We start from the raw sequence: 23,521 nt of genomic DNA on the forward strand, positions 1-23,521 counted from the left end.
TGGCGGTGAGACCGGCCGCTGCGGATGCCGGTTTCATCAGGACGGGACATAATCGACGCCATCCATGACATAGTCGGCGAAGAGGAAATCGCGGATGCCGGCAATCCGGCCGTTCTCCCAATCGATGAGGATGAAAAAGCGCGTCCGGACGATCCGGGCTGGTGACCAGAATGGCGGGGCGGCCTTCGACCGATATCAATTCCGTTCTTCTGCGATCCGCGACAGCGCGGCGATCACCGCCTCCGAGCTCGCCAGCGCGCCGAAGACGCCGTCCTCGACCGTCACCATATCGAGCGCGGCTTCGTGCGCCCGGCCGTCGCCGCTGGCGCAGGCGTCCGCAATCGTCAGGCATTGGAAATTGCGGTCGCAGGCCTCGCGCAGCGTGGTGTGAACGCAGACATCGGTCGTGCAGCCGGTGAACATCAGATGGGTGATGCCGCGCGCCCTCAGCACCAGTTCCAGATCCGCATAGGTGAAGGCGCCGTTGCAGGTCTTGTCGACGATGATGTCCTCCGGCCCGACTTCTATGTCGGCGACGATCTGGAAGCCTGGGCTGGAGCGCAGCAGGATGTCGGTACCGTCCAGTCCCGCCCGCTTGCGGCGCCATTTCTCGTAGGCCGTCATGTCGGCCATGTCGGCGCGGTAGCCCTGTCTCGTGTGGACGATGGCAAGGCCGGCGGCGCGCGCCGCCGCAATCAGCCGGTTCACCGTCGGCAGAATGGCCCGCAGCGGCGAAGGGTCGTAACCTTTCCTGGCGAAATAGCCTGTCGGCGACAGGAAATCCTCCTGCAGGTCGATCACGAGCAGGGCGGTGTTTTGCGGCACCAGCCTGCCGTCATAGGGGAAGTCGAACGGGGTCGCCTTGATCATCGCCTGCTGCCTCGGTTGCGGCTGGCATGGTGGCCCAGCGACGGCGTCGCAGTCCAGGCCTCACGGAGTCCCTATGCGCCGACCCGGATTATTTGTTGATGATGGAAGATCTTAATAGTTGACTCTCTAACTCATGTTTTCTAGTCAGACGGCATTGGCGTGCAATGATGACGCGAGGACTAGCCTTGTCCCGGAACTTTTTTTTTGTGGTGCTGGCCGCGTTCGCCATTCTTGCGGCCGGCTCGATCCTTCCCGACATCGCGGCGGCACAGAAGCAGGCTGCACCCGCGGTACCGGTTGCACAAGCGCCTGCTCAGCAGCCCATGACAGCTCCGGCGGCCGCGCAGCCAGCTCAGGCCCCGGCCGGGGCGCAGGCCCCGGCGACGGAGGCACCAACCGCTGCCGCACCGACCGAACCGCGCGTTCAGCCGGCGCCGAGCACTGCTGGGGGCGAAGAGCCTTCCGCCATTGCTCTGACGCTGCCGCATGACCTGTCGCCCTGGGGCATGTTCATGAACGCCGACATCGTGGTGAAGGCGGTGATGGTCGGACTTGCTTTCGCTTCTCTGGTCACCTGGACGATCTGGCTCGCCAAGTCGCTGGAGATCGTCGGCGGCAAGCTCAAGGCGCGGCGCGCGGCGAACGCGATCGGCAATGCCGCGACGCTGATGCAGGCCGGCCGCGCGCTCGGCCACAGCGGTGGCCCGGGCGCGCTGCTGGTGCGGGCGGCGGAGGAAGAGCGCGCGCTTTCGGCGGGCGCGCTGGACCATGCATCAGGTGATGGCCTGAAGGAGCGCGTCACCTCGCGGCTGTCGCGCATCGAGGCGGCAGCGTCCCGGCGCATGTCGCGCGGCACCGGCCTGCTCGCCACCATCGGCTCCACGGCGCCCTTCGTCGGCCTGTTCGGCACCGTCTGGGGCATCATGAACGCCTTCATCGGCATCTCGCAGGCGCAGACCACCAATCTTGCGGTGGTGGCGCCGGGCATCGCCGAAGCCCTGCTCGCCACGGCAATGGGTCTGGTGGCTGCGATCCCGGCGGTGGTGATCTACAATGTCTTCGCGCGATCGATAGCCGGCTACAGGCAGATCCTCGCCGACGTCTCGGCAGGCGTCGAGCGGCTGGTCAGCCGCGACCTCGATTTTCGCACGGTGCCGCCGGCAACCGCGTTGGCAGCGGAGTGAGCGGCCAATGGCGGCGCGGATTCGCGAGACGGCCGGCGACGATCTCGAGGAAAGCCACGAGATCAACGTCACCCCGTTCATAGACGTCATCCTGGTGCTTTTGATCATCTTCATGGTCGCGGCTCCGCTTGCGACCGTCGACGTCAATGTCGACCTGCCCGGGTCGACGGCGACGCCGGCGCCACGGCCGGAGACACCGCTGTTCCTGACGCTGAAAAGCGATCTTTCTCTGGCGATCGGCAATGAGGCTGTGCCGCGACCGAGCTTCGCCACCGTGCTCCACAGCCGCACCAAGGGCGACAAGCAGACGCGCATCTTCTTGCGCGCCGACAAGACGGTGGGCTATGGCGAGCTGATGGAGGTAATGAACCTGCTGCGCGCTGCGGGCTACCTCAAGATCGCCCTGGTCGGGCTGGAGACGGCGTCCGGCACCGGGGCTGCGGCCGCGGGCGCCACCTCCGCGCCGGCGACAAGCGGAAGCGCGGCGCAATGACGCAAGCGATCGCCGCCTTGTCCACCCAGCCACGCTTCGGCTTCCGCGAAGCCGGTCTGTGGGCAAGCGCGGCCACGGTTATTTTCGCCGCACATGTCGCGGTCGCTTATGCAGTGCAGAATCTGAGCTTTACCGAGGTGCCGGACGGCGGCCCGCCGCCGGCGCTGGCTGTCGAAATGGCGCCGCTGCCGACGACGCCTGCCGTGCCGGAAGAGGCGGCCATGCTGGACACGGTCACGCCGGAGCCGCCCGATGCAATCGAGGAGGCGCCGGCGGTCAGCGAAGTGAAACCGGTGACCGATCCGGCGCCGGTCATGAAAAGGGTCGAGCCGGTCGCCGAGCCGCCGGTCGTTTCCGACAAGGCGGCGGAGGCCGAACCGGCGGAGACAGTAGCTGCGCTCAGCGAGCGGCCGCCGCTGGACGAGGTCGTGCCCGACCCTGTCGAGGCAGTTACTCCCGACGTCGTCGTTCCACTGCCGCAGCCAAAGCTTGTCGAGGCGCAGCCGAAGGCAAGCCAGCCCGTCGAGGCGAGGAAAAAAGTGGAAAAGAAGCCGGTCGAAAAGCCGAACCAGAGGAAAAGGGCAAAGGCCAGGCCGCCAAAGGCCGTGACGATGGCCAGCATCGATGCCAACCCAGGCGCGAAGGCCGCCGCGCCGCAATCCTCCGAGTCGGTGTCGCGATCGAGCGTCAGCCCGTCGCGCTGGAATTCCAGCTTGGCGGCATGGATCAGGCGGAATACCCGGTATCCAAACGCGGCGCGCTCCAGGCGCGTCGAGGGCACGCCTACTGTAACCTTCACGGTAGACGTCTCCGGCAGGGTGGTCTCTGCCCGGCTGGCGCAATCCTCGGGCGATCCGGATCTCGATCGCGCCGCGCTCGGCGTGTTGCAGGGCGCGTCGGTGCCGGCGCCGCCGGCCGAACTCGGCGCCCACGTCACCCGCACCGCGCCTTTCGTCTTCAGCCTGCGCGATTAGATGCCCCGCCGCGGCCATGCAACTTTGAGGCTTGACTGGCGGGCGGTAGGGAATAGGGTAGCTGCGAACATATCGGCCTCGGTCGCCGGACGGCAAGAATGCCTCGTATGCCTCGCCTGTCGGCGGCGGCTGCGGGGCTTTTTCATTTTTGGGGCATTGCTTGAAACGGCGTATCCAGATCGGCGTCCTCTATTCGCGATCCGGCAGCTACCAGCTCGTCTCGGACGCGTGCCGTACGGGCGCGATGCGGGCGATCGCCGACATCAATGCCGACCGAAGCTGCGGGATCGAGCTGGTGCCGGTCGAACGCGATCCGCAAAGCAATGCCGACCGCTACGCCTCACTTTGCGAGGATATCTTCCGGACCAGCAGCGCCCGCCACGTGATCGGCTGCATTACCTCCTGGAGCCGCAAGGAGACGATCCCTGTGCTGGAGAAGGCGGGCGGCATGCTCTGGTATGCCTGCCCCTATGAGGGGTTCGAGGCCAACGAGCATGTCGTCTACATGCATGCCTGCCCGAACCAGCATCTGGTTCCGCTGATGGCTCATGTAGCGCCGCGTTTCGGCGCCAACGGCTTCCTGCTCGGCTCGAACTATATCTGGGGCTGGGAGATGAACCGCGTCGCGCGCGACCTGATCGCCGACGCTGCGGGCAAGGTGCTCGGCGAGCGCTACCTGCGCATCGGTGAAACCGACGTTTCGCGCCTGATCGATGAAATCCGCGCCACGCGGCCGAATTTCATCCTCAACAACCTCATCGGCACCTCGTCCTATGCCTTCCTGGCGGCATATCGCGACTTGGGACGCGAGAATGCGGCCTTCAAGGCCGACGCCTGCCCGGTCATATCCTGCAATCTCACCGAGGGCGAGTTGCCGGCGATCGGCGAAACGGGCAGGGGCCATTTGTCGGCCGGACCCTATTTCGCGCCGCGCCCGGCTGCCTTCGCCTCGTCCTTCGAGGCGTCCGCCTATGCATCGGTGCAAGTGATGGCGGACGTGCTCTCCGGCGATCCCGACGCCGGCCCGGCGGCGTTCTCAAAAGCCTTCGCCGGGCGCCGCTTCACGACGCGCCTGGGGCCTATCGCAATCGATCCGCACACGCAGCATGCAACCCTGCCGGTGATCATCGGGCGCATCGCCGATGGATTTTTCGAGGTCGTCAGCCGCGAGGAAGAGGTGGCGCCCGATCCCTATCTGTCGCGTTACGACCCGGCGAAGACCTTCGGCCGTCCGCGGCTCAGGGTGGTGTCGTGAGCCGGTCCGCACGCATCCCCAATCTCGGCGGCGCGCGGGCTTTCGTGCTGCATCGCCCGCACGCGACGGTGCAGGCGATCACCAGGCAGCTGTCGGCGATCGGCCTTGAGGCGGTCGAATGCTGGCCGCAATTGCCGGCAGAGGCGCTTGCCGCGGATTTCGTCTTCTTCGACGCCGATCTCGGCTTCGACGAGCAGTTCCCGTGGCAGCCGGGCGAGGCGCCGATGCCCCTGGTGGCGCTGATCGGTTCGGAAGCGCCGGGCCGCATCGAATGGGCGCTGTCGCAAAAAGCCGACGCGCAATTGTTGAAACCGGTCGGCAATGCCGGCGTGTACAGCGCGCTGCTGATCGCCCGGCAAAGCTTCGAGGCGGGGAAACGGCTGGCCGACGAGATCGCGTCGCTGCGCCAGCGCGTCGGCGAGCGCCAGACCATCGTGCGCGCGGTCGCGGCGCTGTCGAAAGGCAGCGACGACGATCGCGCCTATGCGCAGTTGCGGTCGCTGGCGATGAGCTGGCAGATCAGCGTCGAGGAAGCGGCCCGGCGGATCGTGGCGATGACGGAAAATGAGGATGGCGGTGACCAATCCCATCGCGCCTGATCTCCCGGCGCCGGGCCAAATGCCGGTCAAGCCGCGCGCCGGCGTCTGGCGCCGGCTGCTCAAGCGGCCGCTGGCGCTGCTCGGACACTTCATCGTCGCCATCGTGCTTGCTGGCGCCATCCTGGCGCCGTGGCTGACCGGCTACGATCCCAACGAGCAGATGTTCGACGGACTGACGCTGGAAGGTTCGCCCTTGCCGCCGAACGCCAAGTTCTGGCTGGGCACCGACCTGCTCGGCCGCGACCTGTTGACCCGCATCCTGTTCGGCGCCCGCACCTCGCTGATCATCGGCATCGTCGCCAACGGCGTGGCGCTTCTGATCGGTACGCTGGTCGGCGTCACGGCCGGTTATTTCCGCGGCTGGATCGGCAGCGCGCTGATGCGCTTCACCGACCTGATGATGGCCTTCCCGGCACTGCTTCTCGCCATCTGCCTGGCGGCGGTGTTCGAGCCGAGCCTTTGGATCGTTGCCATGGTGATCGCGCTGGTCAACTGGGTGCAGACCGCGCGCGTCATCTACACCGAAACCTCGTCGCTGTCCGAGCGCGAGTTCATCGATGCCGAGCGCACGATAGGGGCGAGCGCGCCGCGCATCCTGTTGCGCCATATCCTGCCGCATCTGCTGCCGACCATCATCGTCTGGGGCACGCTCGGCATCTCGACCACGGTGCTGCTCGAAGCCACGCTCAGCTATCTCGGCATCGGCGTGCAGCCGCCGACGGCCTCCTGGGGCAACATCATCTTCGAGAACCAGACCTATTTCCAGGCGGCGCCCTGGCTGGTGTTCTTCCCCGGCGCCGCGATCCTGGCGCTTGCGCTTGCCTTCAACCTGATCGGCGACGCGCTGCGCGACATCCTCGACCCGACGCAGAGGGGGCGGGCATGATCGCCTATCTCGGCCGACGTCTCATCCAGTCGCTGCTCATCCTGCTCGGCGTCTCGCTGATCACCTTCGCGCTGCTCTATCTGCTGCCGGCTGATCCAGTGCGCCAGATCGCCGGCCGCAGCGCGACGCCCGACACGGTTGAAAACATCCGCAGGCAGCTCGGCCTCGACCAGCCCTTCATCGTCCAGTACTGGCACTATCTCACAAGGCTGCTCAGCGGCGATCTCGGCCGCTCCTACATCCAGCGCTCGGAAGTCACCGAGCTCATCGTCTCGCGGCTGCCGGCGAGCCTGCTTCTGATGGTCGGCGCCATCCTGTGCGAGCTCGCGATCGGCCTTACCATGGGCCTGATCGCCGCCGTCAAGCGCGGCACCTCCACCGATCAGACCTTGATGGTCGCCTCCTTCGTCGGCGTCTCGGCGCCGCAATTCGTCGTCGGCCTGCTCCTGCTCTATGTCTTCGCCGTCCGGCTCGGCTGGTTCCCGATCGGCGGCTACGGCAGTTGGCGGCATCTTGTGCTGCCCTCGCTGACCATGGGCATACTCGGCGCCGGCTGGTATGCGCGCATGATGCGCTCGTCGATGATCGACGTTCTGCGCCAGGACTATATGCGCACCGCCCGCGCCAAGGGCCTGGCGCGCGGCGCCATCCTGTTCCGCCATGCGCTGCCCAACGCCATCCTGCCGGTGGTCGCCATGATCGGCATCGACATCGGCGTCTTCATGGGCGGCATCGTGGTGGTCGAAAGCGTCTTCGGCTGGCCCGGCATCGGCCAGCTCGCCTGGCAGGCCATCCAGCGCGTGGACATCCCGATCATCATGGGCGTCACCCTGGTCTCGGCCTTCGCCATCGTGCTCGGCAACCTGCTGGCCGACATCATCGCGCCCTTCATCGACCCCCGAATTAAACTCAGATGAACAAGGCAACAACCAGAGAAAGGGAACAGTGACATGAGACGATTTCTGGCATCCACCGTGGCGGCCTCGGCGCTTGCGCTGATGCTCGGCATGGCAAGCGCGCGCGCCGACGACGCGATCGACCCTAACGCCAAGCAGGGGGGCGCCATCACCATCACCTACAAGGACGATGTCGCGACGCTCGATCCGGCGATCGGCTACGACTGGCAGAACTGGTCGATGATCAAGAGCTTGTTCGACGGGCTCATGGATTACGAGCCCGGCACCACCAAGCTGAAGCCCGACCTTGCCGAAAGCTACGAGATCTCGCCGGACGGCAAGACGTTCACCTTCAAGCTGCGCCACGGCGTGAAGTTTCACAATGGCCGGGAGATGACGGCCGACGACGTCAAATACTCGCTCGACCGCGTCACCAATCCGAAGACGCAGAGCCCGGGCGCCGGCTTCTTCGGCTCGATCAAAGGCTATGACGAGGTCGCCGCCGGCAAAGCGAACAGCCTCTCCGGCGTCACCGCGGTCGATCCCTATACGATCAAGTTCGAGCTGACCCGTCCGGACGCCACCTTCCTGCATGTCATGGCGATCAACTTCTCGCATGTGGTGCCGAAAGAGGAGGTCGAGAAATACGGCGCCGACTTCGGCAAGCATCCGGTCGGCACCGGCGCCTTCAAGCTCGCCGAATGGACGCTCGGCCAGCGCATCGTCTTCGAGCGCAATCCCGACTACTGGCATAAGGGCCTGCCGCATCTCGACAAGATCACCTTCGAGATCGGCCAGGAGCCGATCGTGGCGCTGCTGCGCCTGCAGAAGGGCGAGATCGACGTGCCCGGCGACGGCATTCCGCCGGCCAAATTCCAGGAGGTGATGAACGATCCGGAGCAGAAGGCCCGCGTCGTGGTGGGCGGGCAATTGCACACCGGCTACATCACCATGAACACCACCATGCCGCCCTTCGACAATGTGAAGGTGCGCCAGGCGGTCAACATGGCGATCAACAAGGACCGCATCGTTCAGATGATCAACAACCGCGCGGTGCCGGCCAACCAGCCGCTGCCGCCTTCGATGCCCGGTTACGACAAGGCATTCAAGGGCTATCCCTATGACGTCGCCAAGGCCAAGGCCCTGCTTGCCGAGGCCGGCCACCCCGATGGCTTCGAAACGCAGTTGTTCGCCATGAACACCGACCCCAATCCGCGTATCGCGCAGGCGATCCAGCAGGATCTGGCGGCCATCGGCATCAAGGCCAGCATCCAATCGCTCGCCCAGGCCAACGTGATTGCCGCCGGCGGCGACAAGTCCGGCGCGCCGATGATCTGGTCGGGCGGCATGGCCTGGATCGCCGATTTCCCGGATCCGTCCAACTTCTACGGACCGATCCTCGGCTGCGCCGGCGCGGTGCCGGGCGGCTGGAATTGGGCGTGGTACTGCAACAAGGATCTCGACGCCAAGGCTGCCGAAGCCGATTCGGTCGTCGATCCGGCAAAGTCCGCGGATCGCGAGAAGATGTGGAGCGCGATCTACGACAAGATCATGGAGGACGCACCCTGGGCGCCGGTCTTCAACGAGCAGCGCTTCACGCTGAAGTCGGCCCGCATGGGCGGCGCCGACAATCTCTACGTCGACCCGGTCCATATCCCGATCAACTACGACAATGTGTATGTGAAAGATGTGCAGTAACTGCGACTACACCATCCACGGGCGCCATCACCACTTCGGCTGGGACAATTCCTTTGCCCCGGCCGAGCGCGTGGCACCTGGCTCGACGATCGAGTTCCAGTGCCTGGATTCCTCCGGCGGGCAGCTCAAGGCCGACAGCACCGTCGGCGATATCGCCAGCCTCGATTTCGGCATGATCAACCCGGTGACCGGGCCGATCTTCGTCGAGGGCGCCGAGCCCGGCGACGCGCTGAAGGTGACGATCGAAATGTTCAAGCCGTCCGGCTTCGGCTGGACGGCGAACATTCCGGGCTTCGGTCTGCTTGCCGACGACTTCAAGGAGCCGGCACTCAACATCTGGAAATACGACCCCGGCTCGCTCGAGCCGGCGCTGTTCGGCAGACACGGCCGCGTGCCGCTGAAGCCGTTTGCCGGCACGATCGGCAACGCGCCGGGCGAGATGGGCCACCATTCGGTGGTGCCGCCGCGGCGCGTCGGCGGCAACCTCGACATAAGGGACCTTGCCGCCGGCACCATTCTCTATCTGCCGGTGGAAGTGGCAGGCGCGCTGTTTTCCGTCGGCGACACGCATGCCGCGCAGGGCGACGGCGAAGTGTGCGGCACTGCGATCGAGAGTCCGATGGACGTCGTGCTCAAGCTCGACCTGGTGAAGGACGCGCGGCTGAAGACGCCGCGCTTCACCACGCCGGGCCCGGTGACGCGGCATCTCGACGCCAAAGGTTATGAGGTGACGACCGGGATCGGACCCGACCTGATGACCGGCGCCAAGCAGGCGGTCAGTCAGATGGTCGACCTGCTGGCCGGCCGATACAAGCTCGACCCGGTCGACGCCTATATGCTGGTCTCGGTCTGCGGCGATCTCAGGATCAGCGAGATCGTCGACATGCCGAACTGGGTGGTGTCGTTCTACTTCCCGCGCTGCGTGTTTGAATGAGAGGTCGGCGCCCCACCCCCGCCCCGCTGCTTCGCAGCGACCCTCCCCACAAGAGGGAGGGTAAAACGCCAGCGCCCTACCTCCCCCTCGTCGGGAGGTCGGACCAAAGGTCCGGGTGGGGACCGGCGCTCCGACTTGCTCGGGGAGAGCAATGACTCAAAGCGTTCGCGAAGTTCCATCAGCGCTGGCCGGCGAGGCGGTGCTGGAAATCGCCGGCCTCAGCGTCAGCGTGCGCGGCGAGGATGGCGAGCGCGAGGTGGTATCCGGCCTGTCGCTGTCTCTCAAACGCGGCGAGACGCTGTGCATCGCCGGCGAGTCCGGCTCCGGCAAGTCGATGACCGCGCTGGCAATCATGCAATTGCTGCCGCAGCCGGCCGGCCGCATCGCCGCCGGCACGATCCGGCTTCGCGATAAGGATGGCAGTGCCGTCGAGCTGACGGTGCTCGACGAACGGCGCATGCGCGACATTCGCGGCGACCGCATCGCCATGATCTTCCAGGAGCCGATGACCTCGCTCAATCCGGTGCTGTCGATCGGCCGGCAGCTCACCGAGTCGATCGAGGCGCATACCGGTGTATCCCACACGGAGGCCAAGCTGCGCGCGGTCGCGGCGCTGAAGGCGGTGCGCATCTCCGAGGCCGAAAGCCGGCTGAAACAATTTCCGCACGAGCTGTCCGGCGGCATGCGCCAGCGGGTGATGATCGCGATGGCGCTGGCGCTCGAACCCGCCGTGCTGATCGCCGACGAGCCGACGACGGCGCTCGACGTGACCGTGCAGGGCGAGGTGCTGGAACTGCTGCGCGACCTGCAGCGCCAGCACGGCACCAGTGTGATCCTGATCACCCACGACATGGGCGTCGTCGCCGAAATGGCCGATCGGGTGATCGTCATGCGCAACGGCCGCATGGTCGAAGAGGGGACGACATCGGCTATTTTTGCCAGGCCGCAAGCCGCATATACGCGCGAGCTCCTTGCCGCCGTTCCGCGCATCGGCTCCGGCGCGCGCCGCCGGGCTTCCGGCGAGTCCGACGTGGCGGCAATGCAAGACAAGGTGGCGGTCGTGAAAGACCTGCATGTCCGCTTCGACCTGCGTGGCGGCTTCTTCGGCCGCGTCAACCGAAGGGTGCATGCCGTCGAAGGCATCAGCTTCTCGATCGCGCCGAACGAGACGCTGGCGCTGGTCGGCGAGTCCGGCTGCGGCAAGTCGACCACCGCCAAGGCGCTGGCCGGCCTCGTTCCTTATAGCGGCGGCGTGACGATCGGCGGACGCGAATTGTCCCGCCTCGGGCGCGACGAGCGCAAGGCGGTGCGACGAGACGTGCAGATGGTCTTCCAGGACCCTTATGCCTCGCTCGACCCGCGCATGCGCGTCGGCGAGCTGGTGGCGGAGCCGCTGCTGATCCATGGCATCGGCTCGAAGGAAGAACGGCGGGAGCGCGTGGCAGCGCTGTTCGAGCGGGTCGGTCTCTCGTCTGAGCAGATGGAGCTTTATCCGCATGAATTCTCGGGCGGCCAACGCCAACGCATCTGCATCGCGCGGGCGCTGGCGCTGAGGCCGAAGCTGATCATCGCCGACGAGAGCGTTTCGGCGCTCGACGTTTCGGTGCAAGCGCGCGTGCTCGATCTCTTGAAGGAGCTGCAGCGCGAATTCGGCGTCGCCTATCTGTTCATCTCGCACGACATGGCGGTGGTCGAAAACGTCTCGGATCGTGTCGCCGTCATGTATCTCGGCCAGATCGTCGAGATCGGCAGTCGCGACCAGGTGTTCTCCAATCCGCGCCATCCCTATACGCGGCGGCTGATCGAGGCCGTGCCTGTTCCCGATCCGTCATTGCGCCGGACACGCTTTGCCCGTCTCGAGCGCGAAATTCCAAGCGCGACGCGGCGGATCGGCGAGCGCGTGCCGAAACTGGTGCTCAAGGATTTCGGCGGCGGACATTTCGCCGCCGTCGGAGATTGATCAGGATCACTGCCTGCCGCATTCAGCCTGGGATTCGATTTGGCTTTCGGGAGCGGCGATCTGTCCGTTTCGGGATGTTCGCGAATGGTGGTAGAGCCTGAAGCTGCCACTCACCCATTCCGGATTCTCAATGTCGGTCTTCACACGCCGCAGACTCCTGCAGGGCGCCGCGGCGGCCGGCGCGGCCGGCATCGGCCTCTCGACCGCCGGCAAGTTCGCCGGCTGGGCGGCGGCGAAACCCGAACCGCTGATCTTGAAGACGGCAGGCATAGCAGCGCAGTTGATGGCCGGCGCGCCAACGAAGAATGTCCTGACCTATGGCGAGGCCGGCCCGCCGCCGGTCATCAGGATGAAGAAAGGCAAGCCATTCGCTGCGCGGCTCGTCAACGGCATCGACGACCCGACGACCATCCATTGGCATGGCATCCGCGTTCCCAACAAGATGGACGGCGTGCCGTTCATGATCCAGCCCTATGTGTATCAGGGCGATCATTTCGACTACGCCTTCGCGCCGCCAGACGCCGGCACCTTCTGGTATCACCCGCATTGCAACACGCTGGAACAGATGGGCCATGGGCTGACCGGCGTCATCGTGGTGGAAAACCCGAACGATCCTGCCTTCGATGCCGAAGTGGCGCTCAATCTGCGCGACTGGCGCCTCGGCGATGACGGCCAGTTCATCGCGCAGTTCCGGCCGCGCGATGCGGCGCGCAGCGGCACCTATGGCACGGTGCGCACGGCCAACTGGCTCGACCAGCCGCAATATGACGCGCCGGCTGGCGGGCTGGTGCGGCTGCGGGCCGCCATCACCGATGTCACGCGCATCTATGGCTTCCGCGTCGACGGCGCCGAGGCCGCCGTCATCGCGCTCGACGGCAATCCGGTGCCGCAGCGCTTTGCGCCCGACGCCCTGCAGCTCGGGCCCGGACAGCGGCTGGAGCTTGCCATCCGCATGCCCGACGACGAAGGCGCGATCGTCAGCCTGCGGGATGTCAGGGGCACGAAGCCAAAGGTTCTGGCGACGCTGCGTGCGGTCGGCCAATCGCTCAAGCGCGATCTTCGCGATCTCGGCCCGCTCGAGTCCAATCCGGTGGCGGAGGTGGACGTCGCCGCCGCGAGGCGCATTCCTCTGGCGCTGAGCGCCACGGCCGAAAATGTCGCGGCCGACAGCATCTGTGGGTCGCTCGGCTATAGTTTCTGGGCGATCAACAAAGTGCCGTGGCCGGGCGACACGCCGGACCCGACCGCGCCGCTGGCCGAGCTGAAACTCGGCCAAAGCTACATCATCGACATGGAAAACCTGACGCCGCACGCGCACCCGATCCACCTGCACGGCATGAGCTTCAAGGTGCTGTCGTCCTCGACGCGCGCGGTCCAGCCGCTTATCTCCGACACCTATCTGATCCAGCCCGACGAGAAGGTGCAACTGGGCTTTGTCGCCGACAACCCCGGCGACTGGCTGCTCCACTGCCACATCATCGAGCACCAGAAGACGGGCATGACGAGCTATTTGCGCGTGGCGTGAGCGCATGGAGCGGTAGGCGCCCTCGCCTTTGACGGGAATTCGCGGACCTCGACGGGTTGACGCCCTTCCCCGCTTGCCTAGGTAGGCAAGAGGCGCTGGGGCGGCACGCAACTCCGACCGACGGCATGACATCTTTGCGCATTCGAAAACTTGCCCTTGTTGCGGCAGGCATCTCCATCCTGTCGTCCTGCGTCATCCCCGACGATACGTCGCGGGTCGCGAAAGAGGATCCCACCACGGCCGCCGCCCGCCGGGAAATGGTCGGCCTCAGCGAGGCCGATGTTCGCATGTGCGCCGGCTTTCCGACCGCGACCGCCGATGTGGGGCCTTCCGGCCAGATCTGGACCTATCAGCGCAGCGTGCAGCGCGGCAATCTCAACATCGCGGTGCCGACCATGGCCCTGGGCGCTATCCCCGCGGTTGGAGGGTCCGTCAACGTCGCGCCCGGCGGCTATTGCAACACGCAGATCCGCATGCTCGGCGGCCGTGTCGCGGAAGTGACCTATGCCGGCGACAACAATTTGCCCAACAGCATCGATGCGCTCTGCGTCAGCACGGTGGACGCCTGCGTGGCCTATGCGCGACAGCGCAATCGCAAAGCGACGGCGGTCTCCAGGTGATCGGGCAATACCGGCCACGCGGAGCGTTCAGTTCGCACTTGTCCTGGAAGTGCCTTAGCGTCCGCCGGGATGAATGGCGCCGGGCTCTTTTTCGGAGGCGCCGGGTGAGGCTTGCCGGCCCGTGTTTGTGCGGGTTTTGGGCGGCGAGGCGTCCATCAGGTTCCTGACCTTAGCGTTGTTGTGCGCATGGATGATGGCACGGCCGAGATGGAGCAGGATTCCCACCACTGACATTGATACTTCCTCCGTTGGGATGGCGGATACGTCGGCGGCGGGACGCCCAACCCAATGCGCCCCGTCTGTTTCGTGGGAATGACGCGGAAGATGGCTTCTCGTTGCCAATTCGTGACCTGGAAACAGAGCCGCCGGCGTGCAGGACGCAGGATGCTAGTGGAAACATGATCTGACGCTCATATGTGCGGCGGGAAAGAAAAGTGATGCTGGTCGCCGCAAATCGTCCTGAATCCGAAGGTCTTTCGGCCGCCCAATTCGAGACGATGGAGAGGTCGATGAAATTGTCCGTCCTTACTCTTGCCGGCACCATGCTGGCGCTGGCGCCCGCGGTTCAGGCGGCGCCGATGATCGGTATCCCGGCTGGAGACGGCCTCGTGCAGCAGGCGCATGTGACATGCGCGTACCTGACCGAAGACGGCTATTGCGTGCGCCCGCACAAGAAGCACAAGCATTGGAAGCGCGAGCGGCACTACCGGCCGATCTATCGCACCTACGAGCCGCAGCCGTCGGACGAGTATTACTGGCGCTACGAGCGCCGGCGGCCGATTGTCCGCGTCATCCCCAGCTATCCGCGGCAGGATGAAGACAATTGGGACGATTGGGATGACTGAGCGACTGGCGGGCCCAGAGCCCGCCCCTGCTTTCGGCTGGTGGAGCTGAGGGGGATCGAACCCCTGACCTCATCATTGCGAACGATGCGCTCTCCCAGCTGAGCTACAGCCCCGTTCCAGCGGATCGGCTTGTATCGGTCGCGGCGGTTTGATGTCAAGGCGAAACGGCTGCCCTGCATCGAGCGCCGAAACGGCCGGGCCTTGCCGGTTCCGCGCGCAATGGCTACATGTCGGCGACAATTTGGAGACCGGCATGATCGCCCTTATTCAAACCATCGTCATGGCGCTTGATATCTACTGGTGGATCATCATCGCCTCGGCGATCTTTTCCTGGCTCTATGCCTTCAACGTCGTCAACTCGCGCAACCAGTTTGTCGGCACCGTCGGCAATATGCTTTACCGTCTGACCGAGCCGGCGCTGCGGCCGATCCGTCGCTACATGCCCGATCTTGGCGGCATCGACATTTCGCCGATCATTCTTCTTTTGATCATCTTCTTCATCCGCCAGTTTTTGATCACCACCGTCTTCTCCTGGGTCGCTTAAGGCCGATCCATGGACTCGCCGTTCCGTCCGCGCGACGACGGCATCGACCTTTTCGTGCGGCTGACGCCGAATGCGGCGGTGGATCGGATCGAAGGCATTGAGACGGCCGCCGACGGGCGCAGCCATCTCAAGGCGCGTGTGCGCGCGGTGCCGGAGAACGGCGCCGCCAATACGGCGCTGGAGCGGATGGTGGCGAAGGCGCTTGGCGTGCCGGGATCGGCGGTTTCGGTGGTGGCCGGAGGCACGTCCCGGCTGAAGACGCTGCGGATCTGGGGTGATGCGGCTGAGCTGGCGAAGCGCGTCGAGGCGCTTTCCGGGTAATCCAAACTTGAGAGGCGAGGCGGGCCAGCGCCCGCCTCTGTCCTGCCGGACATTCCCCCCCCGCTTGGGTTCCTACTCGGGGGAGATCGGCAGTTCAGCGCCGGCGCTTCAGTCTCCCAGCGGCAGCTTCGGATCGTCGACCTTCAGCGTGTTCACGCTCTGCTTGATGCGGCGCAGGTTCTCCAGCACCTTCGGCCCGCGCGATTCCGCCACCGTGGTGGCGATCATGTCGAGAATGGCAAGCAGCGCGTAGCGCGACGAGGTCGGCTTGTAGATATTGCCGTCCTCGAAAGACTGCAGCTGGATGACCGTGTCGGCGACCTTGGCCAAAGCCGAATCGGGCGCGGTGATGGCGACGGTGGCTGCGCCATATTGCTGCGCGACCTCGACCGCCTCGATGACCGAGCGGGCATAGCCCGAGACCGAGAAGGCGACCAGCGTCGTCTCCGGTGTCGCGACCGCCGCATACATGCGCTGTAACTGGCCGTCGACCTGGGCGAGCGCCGAGAGGCCCAGCCGGAACAGCCGATTTTGCATCTCCGTCGCCATCATCGAGGAGATGCCGCCGGAGCCGATGCACAGCACATTGCCGGAACCGGCGATGCGGGCGCCGACAGCCATCAGCGTGGTCATGTCGAGATTTTCGCTGGCGCGCTGGATGGCGGCGACCGCTGCCTCGGTAATGGCGGAAGCGATGCGCTGCTCGCGCGCGTCGCGGCTGAGCGGCTCCGGCGACAGGTACTGACCGCCGATGGCGATCGCCTGCGCCAAATAGAATTTGAAATCGCGCAGGCCCTCGCAGCCGAGATTGCGGCAGAAGCGGGTGACGGTCGGCTCGCTGACGCCGACACGCGCGGCAATCTCCGAAATCGCCGCCTTGGAGGCGAAATCGAGATCGGAAAGCACCAAGCCGGCCAGCCGGCGGTCCGATTTGGTGCCGTCCTGCGACATCAGTTGCAGGCGGGTGATGATGTCGGCCGGGGTCTTCATCCTTTCATCTCACAGCGGCAGGCCCGTCGCCTTGTCGAAGAGATGGATGTTGCGCGGGTCGACGCTCACCGGCAGCCGATCACCCGGCTTCACCTGCAGCCGGTCGCGGAACACGGCGCGCACCGTGTCGTCGCCGATCGAGCCATAGACATGGGTCTCTGAGCCGGTCGGCTCGACCACGTCGACGTCGATGGCGATGGCATCGTCACGCGCGCCGATGATGAAATGCTCGGGGCGAATGCCCGCCTCGACCGTGTCGCCGCCGGACGCTGTCTTGCCGGCAAGCGCCAGCCGGCCGCCGCCTTTGGTCTCGAACCAGGATTTGGCGTCGGCGGTCTTCAGCGCGCCGGAAACAAAACTCATCGACGGCGAGCCGATGAAGCCGGCGACGAACTTGTTGGCCGGGCGGTCGTAGAGTTCGAGCGGCTGTCCGACCTGCTGGATGCGGCCACGATCCATCACGACGATGCGGTCGGCCATGGTCATGGCCTCGATCTGGTCGTGGGTGACGTAGACGATGGTCGATTTCAGCCGCTGGTGCAGCGCCTTGATCTCGGTGCGCATCTGCACGCGCAGCTGCGCGTCGAGATTGGAGAGCGGCTCATCGAACAGAAAGACGGAGGGCTCACGCACGATGGCGCGGCCCATGGCGACGCGCTGACGCTGGCCGCCGGACAACTGCCTGGGATAGCGGTCGAGATAGGAGAAGAGGTTGAGCACGCCGGACGCCTTCTTGACCTTGTCGTCGATCGAGGCACGCGTTTCGCCGCGGATCTTCGGGCCGAAGCCGATATTGTCGGCGGCCCTCAGATGCGGGAACAGGGCATAAGACTGGAAGACCATGGCGATGTTGCGCTTCTGCGGCGGCAGGTCGTTGGCACGGGTGCCGCCGATCACGAGATCACCGGAGGAGATCGTCTCCAGCCCGGCCAGCATGCGCAGGAGCGTGGACTTGCCGCAGCCGGACGGACCGACCAGCACGACGAACTCGCCGCTTTTGATCTCGAGGTTGATGTCCTCGAGGATCTTATGCTGGCCGAAGGATTTCGACAGGTTGCGAAACTGGACATCGGTCATGGTCACGCTCCCAAAATGTCGTCGATGAAAGGCAGGTAGCCGGCTGTCAGTCCGGCGTCCACCGGCACCACGGCGCCCGTTATGCCGGATGCGCGGTCGGAGGCAAGGAAAGCCACGGCCTCGGCCACTTCCGACGCATTCACGATGCGGCCGAGCGGATAGAGCCGCTTCAGCCGGCCGAGGATCTCGGGATCCTTAGCCAGGCGATGATCCCAGGCGGCGGTGCGGATCGAGCCAGGGCAGACGACGTTGGCGCGCACGCCGCTGCGGCCAAGCTCGACGGCGATCGACTTGGCGTAAGCGTTGATGCCGGCCTTGGCGGCGGCATAGGCCGGATTGCCGAAATGCGCGATGGCGTTGACCGAGGAGATGAAGACGACGCTGCCCGAGCCGCGCGCGGCCATCGCCTTGACCAGCGGATCGGCGAAACTCATCACGCCGGCGAGGTTGAGGTCGAGCTCCTGTTCTATTCTGTCCGGCGTCAACGCTTTCAGCGTCTCGGCGCGCGTCCAGCCGGCATTGTTGACAAGGATATCCGGCACGCCGTCTTTGTCGAGCAGGCTTGAGATCGCCGCTTCGATCGAGGTGCGGTCGAGCAGGTTGAAAACGTGGCACGAGGCGATGTACGGGCTGGTCAGCGCCTCGGCCGACTGGTCGCAGCCGACGATGCGGCCGCCGCGCTCGGCCATCAGCGCCACGATCGCCGAGCCAAGACCGCCGCCGGCGCCGGTGACGACAATTGTCTTGCCCTCGAAATCGCCCTGCGACACCACGATCAGTGCTCCTCGCCTCTTCAGACAGGGAGAGAACGCTACTCAAGGAAATGTAATTAAGCAACATGATAAACTGCTTGCTTCCCCGAAAACCATCGATAATGTAGGAAAGTAACATAAATCCTGTGCCCACCGGGCCAGGCACGAATGCGCATCATGGGAGGAGATCAGATGAGCCTTGCGAAATGGACTGTCGGCCTGTTGGCCGGAATGAGCATGCTGGCGCTTGCCGCGCCGGCCGATGCGGGCGAGGTGCGCGTCACCGTCGCCGAATACAGCGCCAAGACCGGCCCCTATTTCGAAGAGGTGAAGAAGGAGTTCGAGGCGGCCAATCCCGGCATCACCATCAAATATGAAGTGGTGCCGTGGGACGTGCTCCTGCAGAAGCTGACCACCGACATCACTGCCGGCACCAATGCCGATCTGTCGATCATCGGCACGCGCTGGCTGATCGACTTCGTGCAGCAAGACGTCGCCGAGCCGCTCGACAGCTACATCAAGCCCGAGTTCAAGGACCGCTTCATAGATACCTTCCTGCAGCCCTCGATCATGAACGGCCATACCTATGGCCTGCCGATCGCCGCCTCGGCGCGTGCCATGTATTACAACAAGGAGCTGTTCGAGAAGGCCGGCATAGCCAAGCCGCCGGCAACCTGGACCGAGTTGCAGGAGGACGCGCGCAAGATCAAGGCGGTCGGCGCCTTCGGCTACGGCCTGCAAGGCAAGGAGATCGAGACGGACGTCTATTACTACTACGCGATGTGGTCATTCGGCACGGAGATCCTCAACAAGGACGGCACGTCGGGCCTGAGCACGCCGGGGGCGCTTGAGGCGGCCAAGCTTTACAAGTCGATGATCGACGAGGGCCTGACCGAGCCCGGCGTGACCTCCAACAACCGCGAGGACGTGCAGAACCTGTTCAAGCAGGGCAAGGTCGGCATGATGATCACCGCGCCATTCCTCTCCAACCAGATCAAGGAAGAGGCACCCAGCCTGAAATACGGCGTCGCCGCCATTCCGGCCGGGCCGACCGGCGCGCGCGGCACCTATGGCGTCACCGATTCCATAATCATGTTCAAGAACTCCAAGAACAAGGACGAGGCCTGGAAGCTGCTCGACTTCCTGTTCACCAAGGAGCAGCGCGCCAAGTTCACGCAAGGCGAAGGCTTCCTGCCCGTGAACAAGGAAGAGGCGAAGATGGACTATTACGTCAACAACGCCGACCTCGCCGCCTTCACCGCGCTGTTGCCCGACGCTCGCTTCGCGCCGGTCATCCCGGGCTGGGAAGAAATCGCCCAGATCACTTCCGACGCCATGCAGAAGATCTATCTCGGCAGCGCCGAGCCGGAGGCCGCCTTGAAGGAGGCGGCAGACAAGGCCAACGGCGTACTGAAGAAATAGGGCGTATCTCCCTGCGCCCGTGGCGCGCCCCACCCCGTCGGGGCGCGCCACATCTGTCCGGTGTGGCAATCCCAGGAGAACGGGCGCGGTTTAAGAACGACCGGGCAATCGGTTCAGACAAGGACAATCATCGATGTCGGCGCAAACGCCGGCGAGGAATGCAAATCCTGATGCAATTGCCCAGGAAGAACGACAGCCAAGCCGGCAGGCCAGCGAAATTCGAATGCGGGGACGTGCCTTGAGCACCAATGCCACTGCCATCTACCCGCAACGCGGTGCAAGCCAGCCGATGCAAAGCCGTATCGTGCCCTATCTGCTGACGCTTCCCAGCCTTTTGCTGGCGGCGGTGGTGATCTTCTGGCCCGTCTGGGATCTCGTGCAGATCTCGACGCATGACGTGAATCGCTTTGGCCAGCTGCGCGACTTCAGCGGCCTGGCCAATTTCCGGGCGCTTGCTGCCGATCCCGATTTTGTCGCCGCCCTGTGGCGCACCGGCCTATGGACCGTGCTGGTGGTCGGCGGGGCGCTGCTCTTGTCGATCCCGGTGGCGATCATCCTCAATACCGACTTCTACGGCCGTGGACTGGCCCGCGTCATCATCATGCTGCCCTGGGCGGTGTCGCTCACCATGACGGCGGTGGTATGGCGCTGGGCGCTCAACGGCGAAAGCGGCATGCTGAACTCGGGGCTGATGAAGCTCGGCCTGATCAGCCAGAACATCCAGTGGCTGGCGAGCGCCGAGACCGCCTTCCCGATGCAGGTGCTGATCGGCATACTGGTGACGGTGCCGTTCACCACCACGATCTTCCTCGGCGGCCTGTCGTCGATCCCCGACGATCTCTACGAAGCCGCGGCGCTGGAGGGCGCGACCGCCCTGCAGCAGTTCCGCGAGATCACCTTTCCGCTCCTAAAACCGTTCATCAACATCGCGATCGTGCTCAACACGATCTACGTCTTCAACTCCTTCCCGATCATCTGGGTGATGACTCAAGGCGGGCCGGCGAACTCCACCGACATATTGGTCACCCATCTCTACAAGCTCGCCTTCCGCATCGGCAAGCTGGGCGAGGCTTCGGCGGTGTCGCTGGTGATGTTCGTCATCCTGCTCATCTTCACCATGATCTATGTGCGGCTCGCCATGCGGGAGCAACGCGCATGAGAAACGGCAAGCTGAAACGCTCGATCATCGCCTGGCTGCTGCTTGCGCCATTGATCGTGGTGACGATCTTCCCCTTCGCGGTGATGTTCCTCACCGCGGTCAAGCCGCGGACCGAAGTGCTGACGCCAACATGGTGGCCGAGCGAATTCCGCTGGTCGAATTTCGCCGATATGTGGGTGGCGACCGGCTTCGGCCAGGCGCTTCTCAACTCGCTCTATGTCTCGGCGCTCGCCACGATCGGCGCCATCCTGATCTCGGTGCCGGCGGCCTATGCCATGTCGCGCTTCCGCTTTGCCGGTTATGGCGCGTTCCGCCAGTTCCTTTTGATCTCGCAGATGATCTCGCCGATCGTGCTGGTGCTTGGCCTGTTCAGGCTGATGGCCGCCTGGGGGCTGGTCGAGAGCACGACGGCACTCGGCTTCATCTACATGGCCTTCAACGTCGCCTTCACCGTCTGGATGCTGCAGAGCTATTTCGACACCATTCCGCGCGACCTCGAGGAGGCCGCCTGGATGGAAGGCGCCGGCCGCTGGCTGACGCTGCGAAAAGTGTTCCTGCCGCTTTGCCTGCCGGCAATCGCGGTGACGGCGATCTTCACCTTCATCAACGCCTGGAACGAGTTCGTCGTGGCGCTCACCATGCTGCGCAGCCAGGAAAGCTACACGCTGCCGATCCAGGTTTTCTCGCTGGTCGCCGGCCGCTACACGATCGAATGGCACCACGTCATGGCGGCCACGCTGCTGGCGACGCTGCCGGTGGCGACCCTCTTCGTCTGGCTGCAGCGCTACCTGGTCCGCGGGCTGGCATTAGGAGCGGTCAAATAGCAATCTCCGCAATTCCAGGAAAACCGTGCAGCGGTTTTCCGTCCGGAATTGCCAAAAACAATTAGTCCACGGAGTTTTGATGCGCATCTTCACCGCCTCCCTGGCGACGGAAACCAACACCTTCTCGCCGGTGCCGACCGACCGGGCGTCGTTCGAGATGGCCTTCTATGCCGAACCGGGAAAACATCCGGAGACGCCGACGCTGTGCTCCTCGCCGATCGTGGCGCTGCGCCGGCGCGCGGCCAGCGAAGGCCTGACCGTCATCGAAGGCACCGCCACCTGGGCGGAGCCCGGCGGCCTGGTGCAGCGGCAGACTTTTGAGGCGCTGCGCGACGAGATCCTCGACCAGCTCAATGCCGCCCTGCCGGTCGATGCGGTGATCCTCGGCCTGCACGGCGCGATGGTGGCGCAGGGTTATGACGACTGCGAGGGCGACCTGCTGGAGCGTGTGCGCGCAATCGTCGGGCCGAAGGTGGTGATCGCCTCGGAATTCGATCCGCACAGCCATCTGACGCCCAAGCGCGTCGCGGCCTCCGACATCATGGCCTATTTCCTCGAATTCCCGCACACCGATTTCTACGAGCGCGGCGAGCATGTGGTCGAGCTCGGCCTTGCCGCGGCGCGGGGCGAAATCAAGCCGGTGATCTCGACCTTCGACTGCCGCATGATCCAGGTGCTGCCGACCAGCCGCGAGCCGATGCGCTCTTTCGTCGACAAGATCAAAGCGCTGCACGGCAAGGACGGCGTGCTGTCGGTCTCGGTCATCCACGGCTTCATGGCCGCCGACGTGCCGGAGATGGGAACGCGCATCCTGGTCGTCACCGACAACGACAAGGAAAAAGGCGACCAACTCGCCGAAACGCTGGGACGCGAGCTCTATGCGCTGCGCGAAAAGACGGCGATGACGATGCTCTCCGCCTCCGCCGGCATCGAGCGGGCGCTTGCCGTGCGTGCGGCACAGAAGGACAAGCCGGTGGTGATCGCCGATATCTGGGACAATCCGGGCGGAGGCGTGCCGGGCGACGGCACCATCGTGCTTTCCGAATTGCTGGCGCGCGGGATCGACAGTGTCGGCGTCGCCACGATCTGGGATCCGATCGCGGTGACCTTCTGCCAGGCGGCCGGCGATGGCGCCGTCATCGACCTGCGCTTCGGCGGCAAGGCCGGACCGCAGGCCGGCGAGCCGATCGACGCGCGCGTCACGGTGCTCAAGGCCGTCAGCGAGGGCTGGCAAAGCTTCGGGCCGAGCCGGGTGACGCTCGGGCCGGCTGCGGTGGTTCGCATCGAGGGCACCGAGGTCGACGTCATCCTCAACACCAACCGCACGCAGACCTTCGAGCCGGACATTTTTTCCAATATCGGCGTCGATCCGATGTCGAAGGACATCCTGCTGATCAAGTCGACCAACCATTTCTACGCCGGCTTCGCGCCGATCGCCGCCGAGGTCATCTATGTCGCGGCGCCGAGTTCTTATCCCAGCAATCCGGCGGTGACGGATTACAGGAAGCTGAGGAGACCGATATGGCCGAGGGTGAAGGATCCGTGGCGCCGATGATCTCTCCCCGAGATGGCTAACGGCCAGAGGGGGTTGCCGCGCGTGAAGCGCCGACCTTTTGAAGGCGTCGCGGCGGTCGAGGTGACCCCCTCTGTCGCCTTCGGCGACATCTCCCCCTCAAGGGGGGAGATTTGCTGG

Annotated in this window: 24 protein-coding genes and 1 tRNA gene; 19 read left to right on the top strand and 6 right to left on the bottom strand. The window is 64.9% G+C overall.

Annotation, left to right across the window (positions count from 1 at the left end; all coding sequences use genetic code 11):
- Positions 1–195: 195 nt before the first annotated feature.
- Positions 196–870, bottom strand: coding sequence for an isochorismatase family cysteine hydrolase (locus CK221_RS26205; RefSeq protein WP_095779814.1), 675 nt, complete (start codon positions 868–870; stop codon positions 196–198).
- 185 nt (positions 871–1,055) lie between these two features.
- Between CK221_RS26205 and exbB the strand changes: the two genes are divergently transcribed.
- The 12 genes from exbB (at position 1,056) to CK221_RS26265 (ending at position 13,894) form a co-directional block, all read left to right on the top strand.
- A complete protein-coding gene (gene exbB, locus CK221_RS26210; RefSeq protein ID WP_245430751.1) occupies positions 1,056–2,054 on the top strand; it encodes a tonB-system energizer ExbB in 999 nt (332 codons plus the stop codon).
- 7 nt (positions 2,055–2,061) lie between these two features.
- Positions 2,062–2,547 (top strand): TonB system transport protein ExbD, encoded by a 486-nt coding sequence (gene exbD / locus CK221_RS26215; RefSeq protein ID WP_095779815.1) that lies wholly within the window; start codon positions 2,062–2,064, stop codon positions 2,545–2,547.
- Entirely contained in the window at positions 2,544–3,521 is a 978-nt protein-coding gene (locus CK221_RS26220) for an energy transducer TonB (protein ID WP_095779816.1), read from the top strand. The genes exbD and CK221_RS26220 overlap by 4 nt, the downstream gene beginning before the upstream one ends.
- Before the next feature lie 160 nt (positions 3,522–3,681).
- Positions 3,682–4,776, top strand: coding sequence for a transporter substrate-binding protein (locus CK221_RS26225; RefSeq protein ID WP_095779817.1), 1,095 nt, complete (start codon positions 3,682–3,684; stop codon positions 4,774–4,776).
- On the top strand, positions 4,773–5,375 hold the full coding sequence (locus tag CK221_RS26230) for an ANTAR domain-containing protein (RefSeq protein WP_066998217.1): 603 nt from the start codon (positions 4,773–4,775) through the stop codon (positions 5,373–5,375). The genes CK221_RS26225 and CK221_RS26230 overlap by 4 nt, the downstream gene beginning before the upstream one ends.
- Positions 5,376–5,394: 19 nt before the next feature.
- Positions 5,395–6,261 (top strand): ABC transporter permease, encoded by an 867-nt coding sequence (locus tag CK221_RS26235; RefSeq protein WP_210200043.1) that lies wholly within the window; start codon positions 5,395–5,397, stop codon positions 6,259–6,261.
- The gene (locus CK221_RS26240) at positions 6,258–7,178 is read left to right on the top strand and encodes an ABC transporter permease (protein WP_066998214.1); all 921 of its coding nucleotides are present in this window, start codon (positions 6,258–6,260) and stop codon (positions 7,176–7,178) included. Before CK221_RS26235 ends, CK221_RS26240 begins: the two co-directional genes overlap by 4 nt.
- Positions 7,179–7,211: 33 nt before the next feature.
- Positions 7,212–8,855: an ABC transporter substrate-binding protein gene (locus CK221_RS26245; protein WP_067323083.1), complete on the top strand. Its 1,644-nt coding sequence runs from the start codon at positions 7,212–7,214 to the stop codon at positions 8,853–8,855.
- On the top strand, positions 8,845–9,789 hold the full coding sequence (locus CK221_RS26250; protein ID WP_095779818.1) for an acetamidase/formamidase family protein: 945 nt from the start codon (positions 8,845–8,847) through the stop codon (positions 9,787–9,789). The genes CK221_RS26245 and CK221_RS26250 overlap by 11 nt, the downstream gene beginning before the upstream one ends.
- 151 nt (positions 9,790–9,940) lie before the next feature.
- Positions 9,941–11,749 carry an ABC transporter ATP-binding protein gene (locus CK221_RS26255; RefSeq protein ID WP_095779819.1) on the top strand — a complete coding sequence of 603 codons (1,809 nt, stop codon included), beginning with the start codon at positions 9,941–9,943 and terminating at the stop codon, positions 11,747–11,749.
- A 130-nt stretch (positions 11,750–11,879) separates the two neighbouring features.
- On the top strand, positions 11,880–13,274 hold the full coding sequence (locus tag CK221_RS26260; protein WP_095779820.1) for a multicopper oxidase family protein: 1,395 nt from the start codon (positions 11,880–11,882) through the stop codon (positions 13,272–13,274).
- A 125-nt stretch (positions 13,275–13,399) separates the two neighbouring features.
- Positions 13,400–13,894: a hypothetical protein gene (locus CK221_RS26265; RefSeq protein WP_095779821.1), complete on the top strand. Its 495-nt coding sequence runs from the start codon at positions 13,400–13,402 to the stop codon at positions 13,892–13,894.
- A gap of 54 nt (positions 13,895–13,948) precedes the next feature.
- Here the strand turns inward: CK221_RS26265 and CK221_RS26270 are convergent, their stop codons facing one another.
- Positions 13,949–14,128, bottom strand: coding sequence for a hypothetical protein (locus CK221_RS26270; protein ID WP_095779822.1), 180 nt, complete (start codon positions 14,126–14,128; stop codon positions 13,949–13,951).
- Positions 14,129–14,403: 275 nt separating this feature from the next.
- Between CK221_RS26270 and CK221_RS26275 the strand changes: the two genes are divergently transcribed.
- Positions 14,404–14,739, top strand: coding sequence for a hypothetical protein (locus tag CK221_RS26275; protein WP_143749108.1), 336 nt, complete (start codon positions 14,404–14,406; stop codon positions 14,737–14,739).
- Between the two features lie 37 nt (positions 14,740–14,776).
- On the opposite strand, the gene CK221_RS26280 is transcribed toward CK221_RS26275, so the two are convergent.
- Positions 14,777–14,852, bottom strand: a tRNA-Ala gene (locus CK221_RS26280).
- Between the two features lie 140 nt (positions 14,853–14,992).
- On the opposite strand from CK221_RS26280, the gene CK221_RS26285 reads away from it, so the two are divergent.
- The gene (locus tag CK221_RS26285) at positions 14,993–15,283 is read left to right on the top strand and encodes a YggT family protein (protein WP_067002157.1); all 291 of its coding nucleotides are present in this window, start codon (positions 14,993–14,995) and stop codon (positions 15,281–15,283) included.
- 9 nt (positions 15,284–15,292) lie between these two features.
- Complete coding sequence (locus tag CK221_RS26290; protein ID WP_095779823.1) at positions 15,293–15,604, top strand: DUF167 family protein; 312 nt, start codon at positions 15,293–15,295, stop codon at positions 15,602–15,604.
- A 108-nt stretch (positions 15,605–15,712) separates the two neighbouring features.
- Here CK221_RS26290 and CK221_RS26295 read toward each other — a convergent pair whose 3' ends face one another.
- Genes CK221_RS26295 through CK221_RS26305 form a run of 3 tightly spaced genes read right to left on the bottom strand, consistent with a single transcriptional unit; the run spans position 15,713 to position 18,444 of the window.
- Positions 15,713–16,594 (bottom strand): MurR/RpiR family transcriptional regulator, encoded by an 882-nt coding sequence (locus tag CK221_RS26295; RefSeq protein WP_067001412.1) that lies wholly within the window; start codon positions 16,592–16,594, stop codon positions 15,713–15,715.
- 9 nt (positions 16,595–16,603) lie between these two features.
- The gene (gene ugpC / locus CK221_RS26300; RefSeq protein WP_095779824.1) at positions 16,604–17,671 is read right to left on the bottom strand and encodes a sn-glycerol-3-phosphate ABC transporter ATP-binding protein UgpC; all 1,068 of its coding nucleotides are present in this window, start codon (positions 17,669–17,671) and stop codon (positions 16,604–16,606) included.
- Positions 17,672–17,673: 2 nt separating this feature from the next.
- Positions 17,674–18,444 carry an SDR family oxidoreductase gene (locus CK221_RS26305; protein ID WP_095779825.1) on the bottom strand — a complete coding sequence of 257 codons (771 nt, stop codon included), beginning with the start codon at positions 18,442–18,444 and terminating at the stop codon, positions 17,674–17,676.
- A 171-nt stretch (positions 18,445–18,615) separates the two neighbouring features.
- On the opposite strand from CK221_RS26305, the gene CK221_RS26310 reads away from it, so the two are divergent.
- The 4 genes from CK221_RS26310 (at position 18,616) to CK221_RS26325 (ending at position 23,383) form a co-directional block, all read left to right on the top strand.
- On the top strand, positions 18,616–19,845 hold the full coding sequence (locus CK221_RS26310; protein WP_067002159.1) for a sugar ABC transporter substrate-binding protein: 1,230 nt from the start codon (positions 18,616–18,618) through the stop codon (positions 19,843–19,845).
- Between the two features lie 289 nt (positions 19,846–20,134).
- Entirely contained in the window at positions 20,135–21,004 is an 870-nt protein-coding gene (locus CK221_RS26315; RefSeq protein WP_095779845.1) for a sugar ABC transporter permease, read from the top strand.
- Positions 21,001–21,828: a carbohydrate ABC transporter permease gene (locus tag CK221_RS26320; protein WP_095779826.1), complete on the top strand. Its 828-nt coding sequence runs from the start codon at positions 21,001–21,003 to the stop codon at positions 21,826–21,828. The genes CK221_RS26315 and CK221_RS26320 overlap by 4 nt, the downstream gene beginning before the upstream one ends.
- Positions 21,829–21,907: 79 nt before the next feature.
- Positions 21,908–23,383, top strand: a complete 1,476-nt coding sequence (locus tag CK221_RS26325; protein ID WP_095779827.1) for a M81 family metallopeptidase — start codon at positions 21,908–21,910, stop codon at positions 23,381–23,383.
- Positions 23,384–23,521: the final 138 nt, after the last annotated feature.

The sequence above is a fragment of the Mesorhizobium sp. WSM3868 genome, assembly GCF_002294785.1.
Classification (GTDB): domain Bacteria; phylum Pseudomonadota; class Alphaproteobacteria; order Rhizobiales; family Rhizobiaceae; genus Mesorhizobium.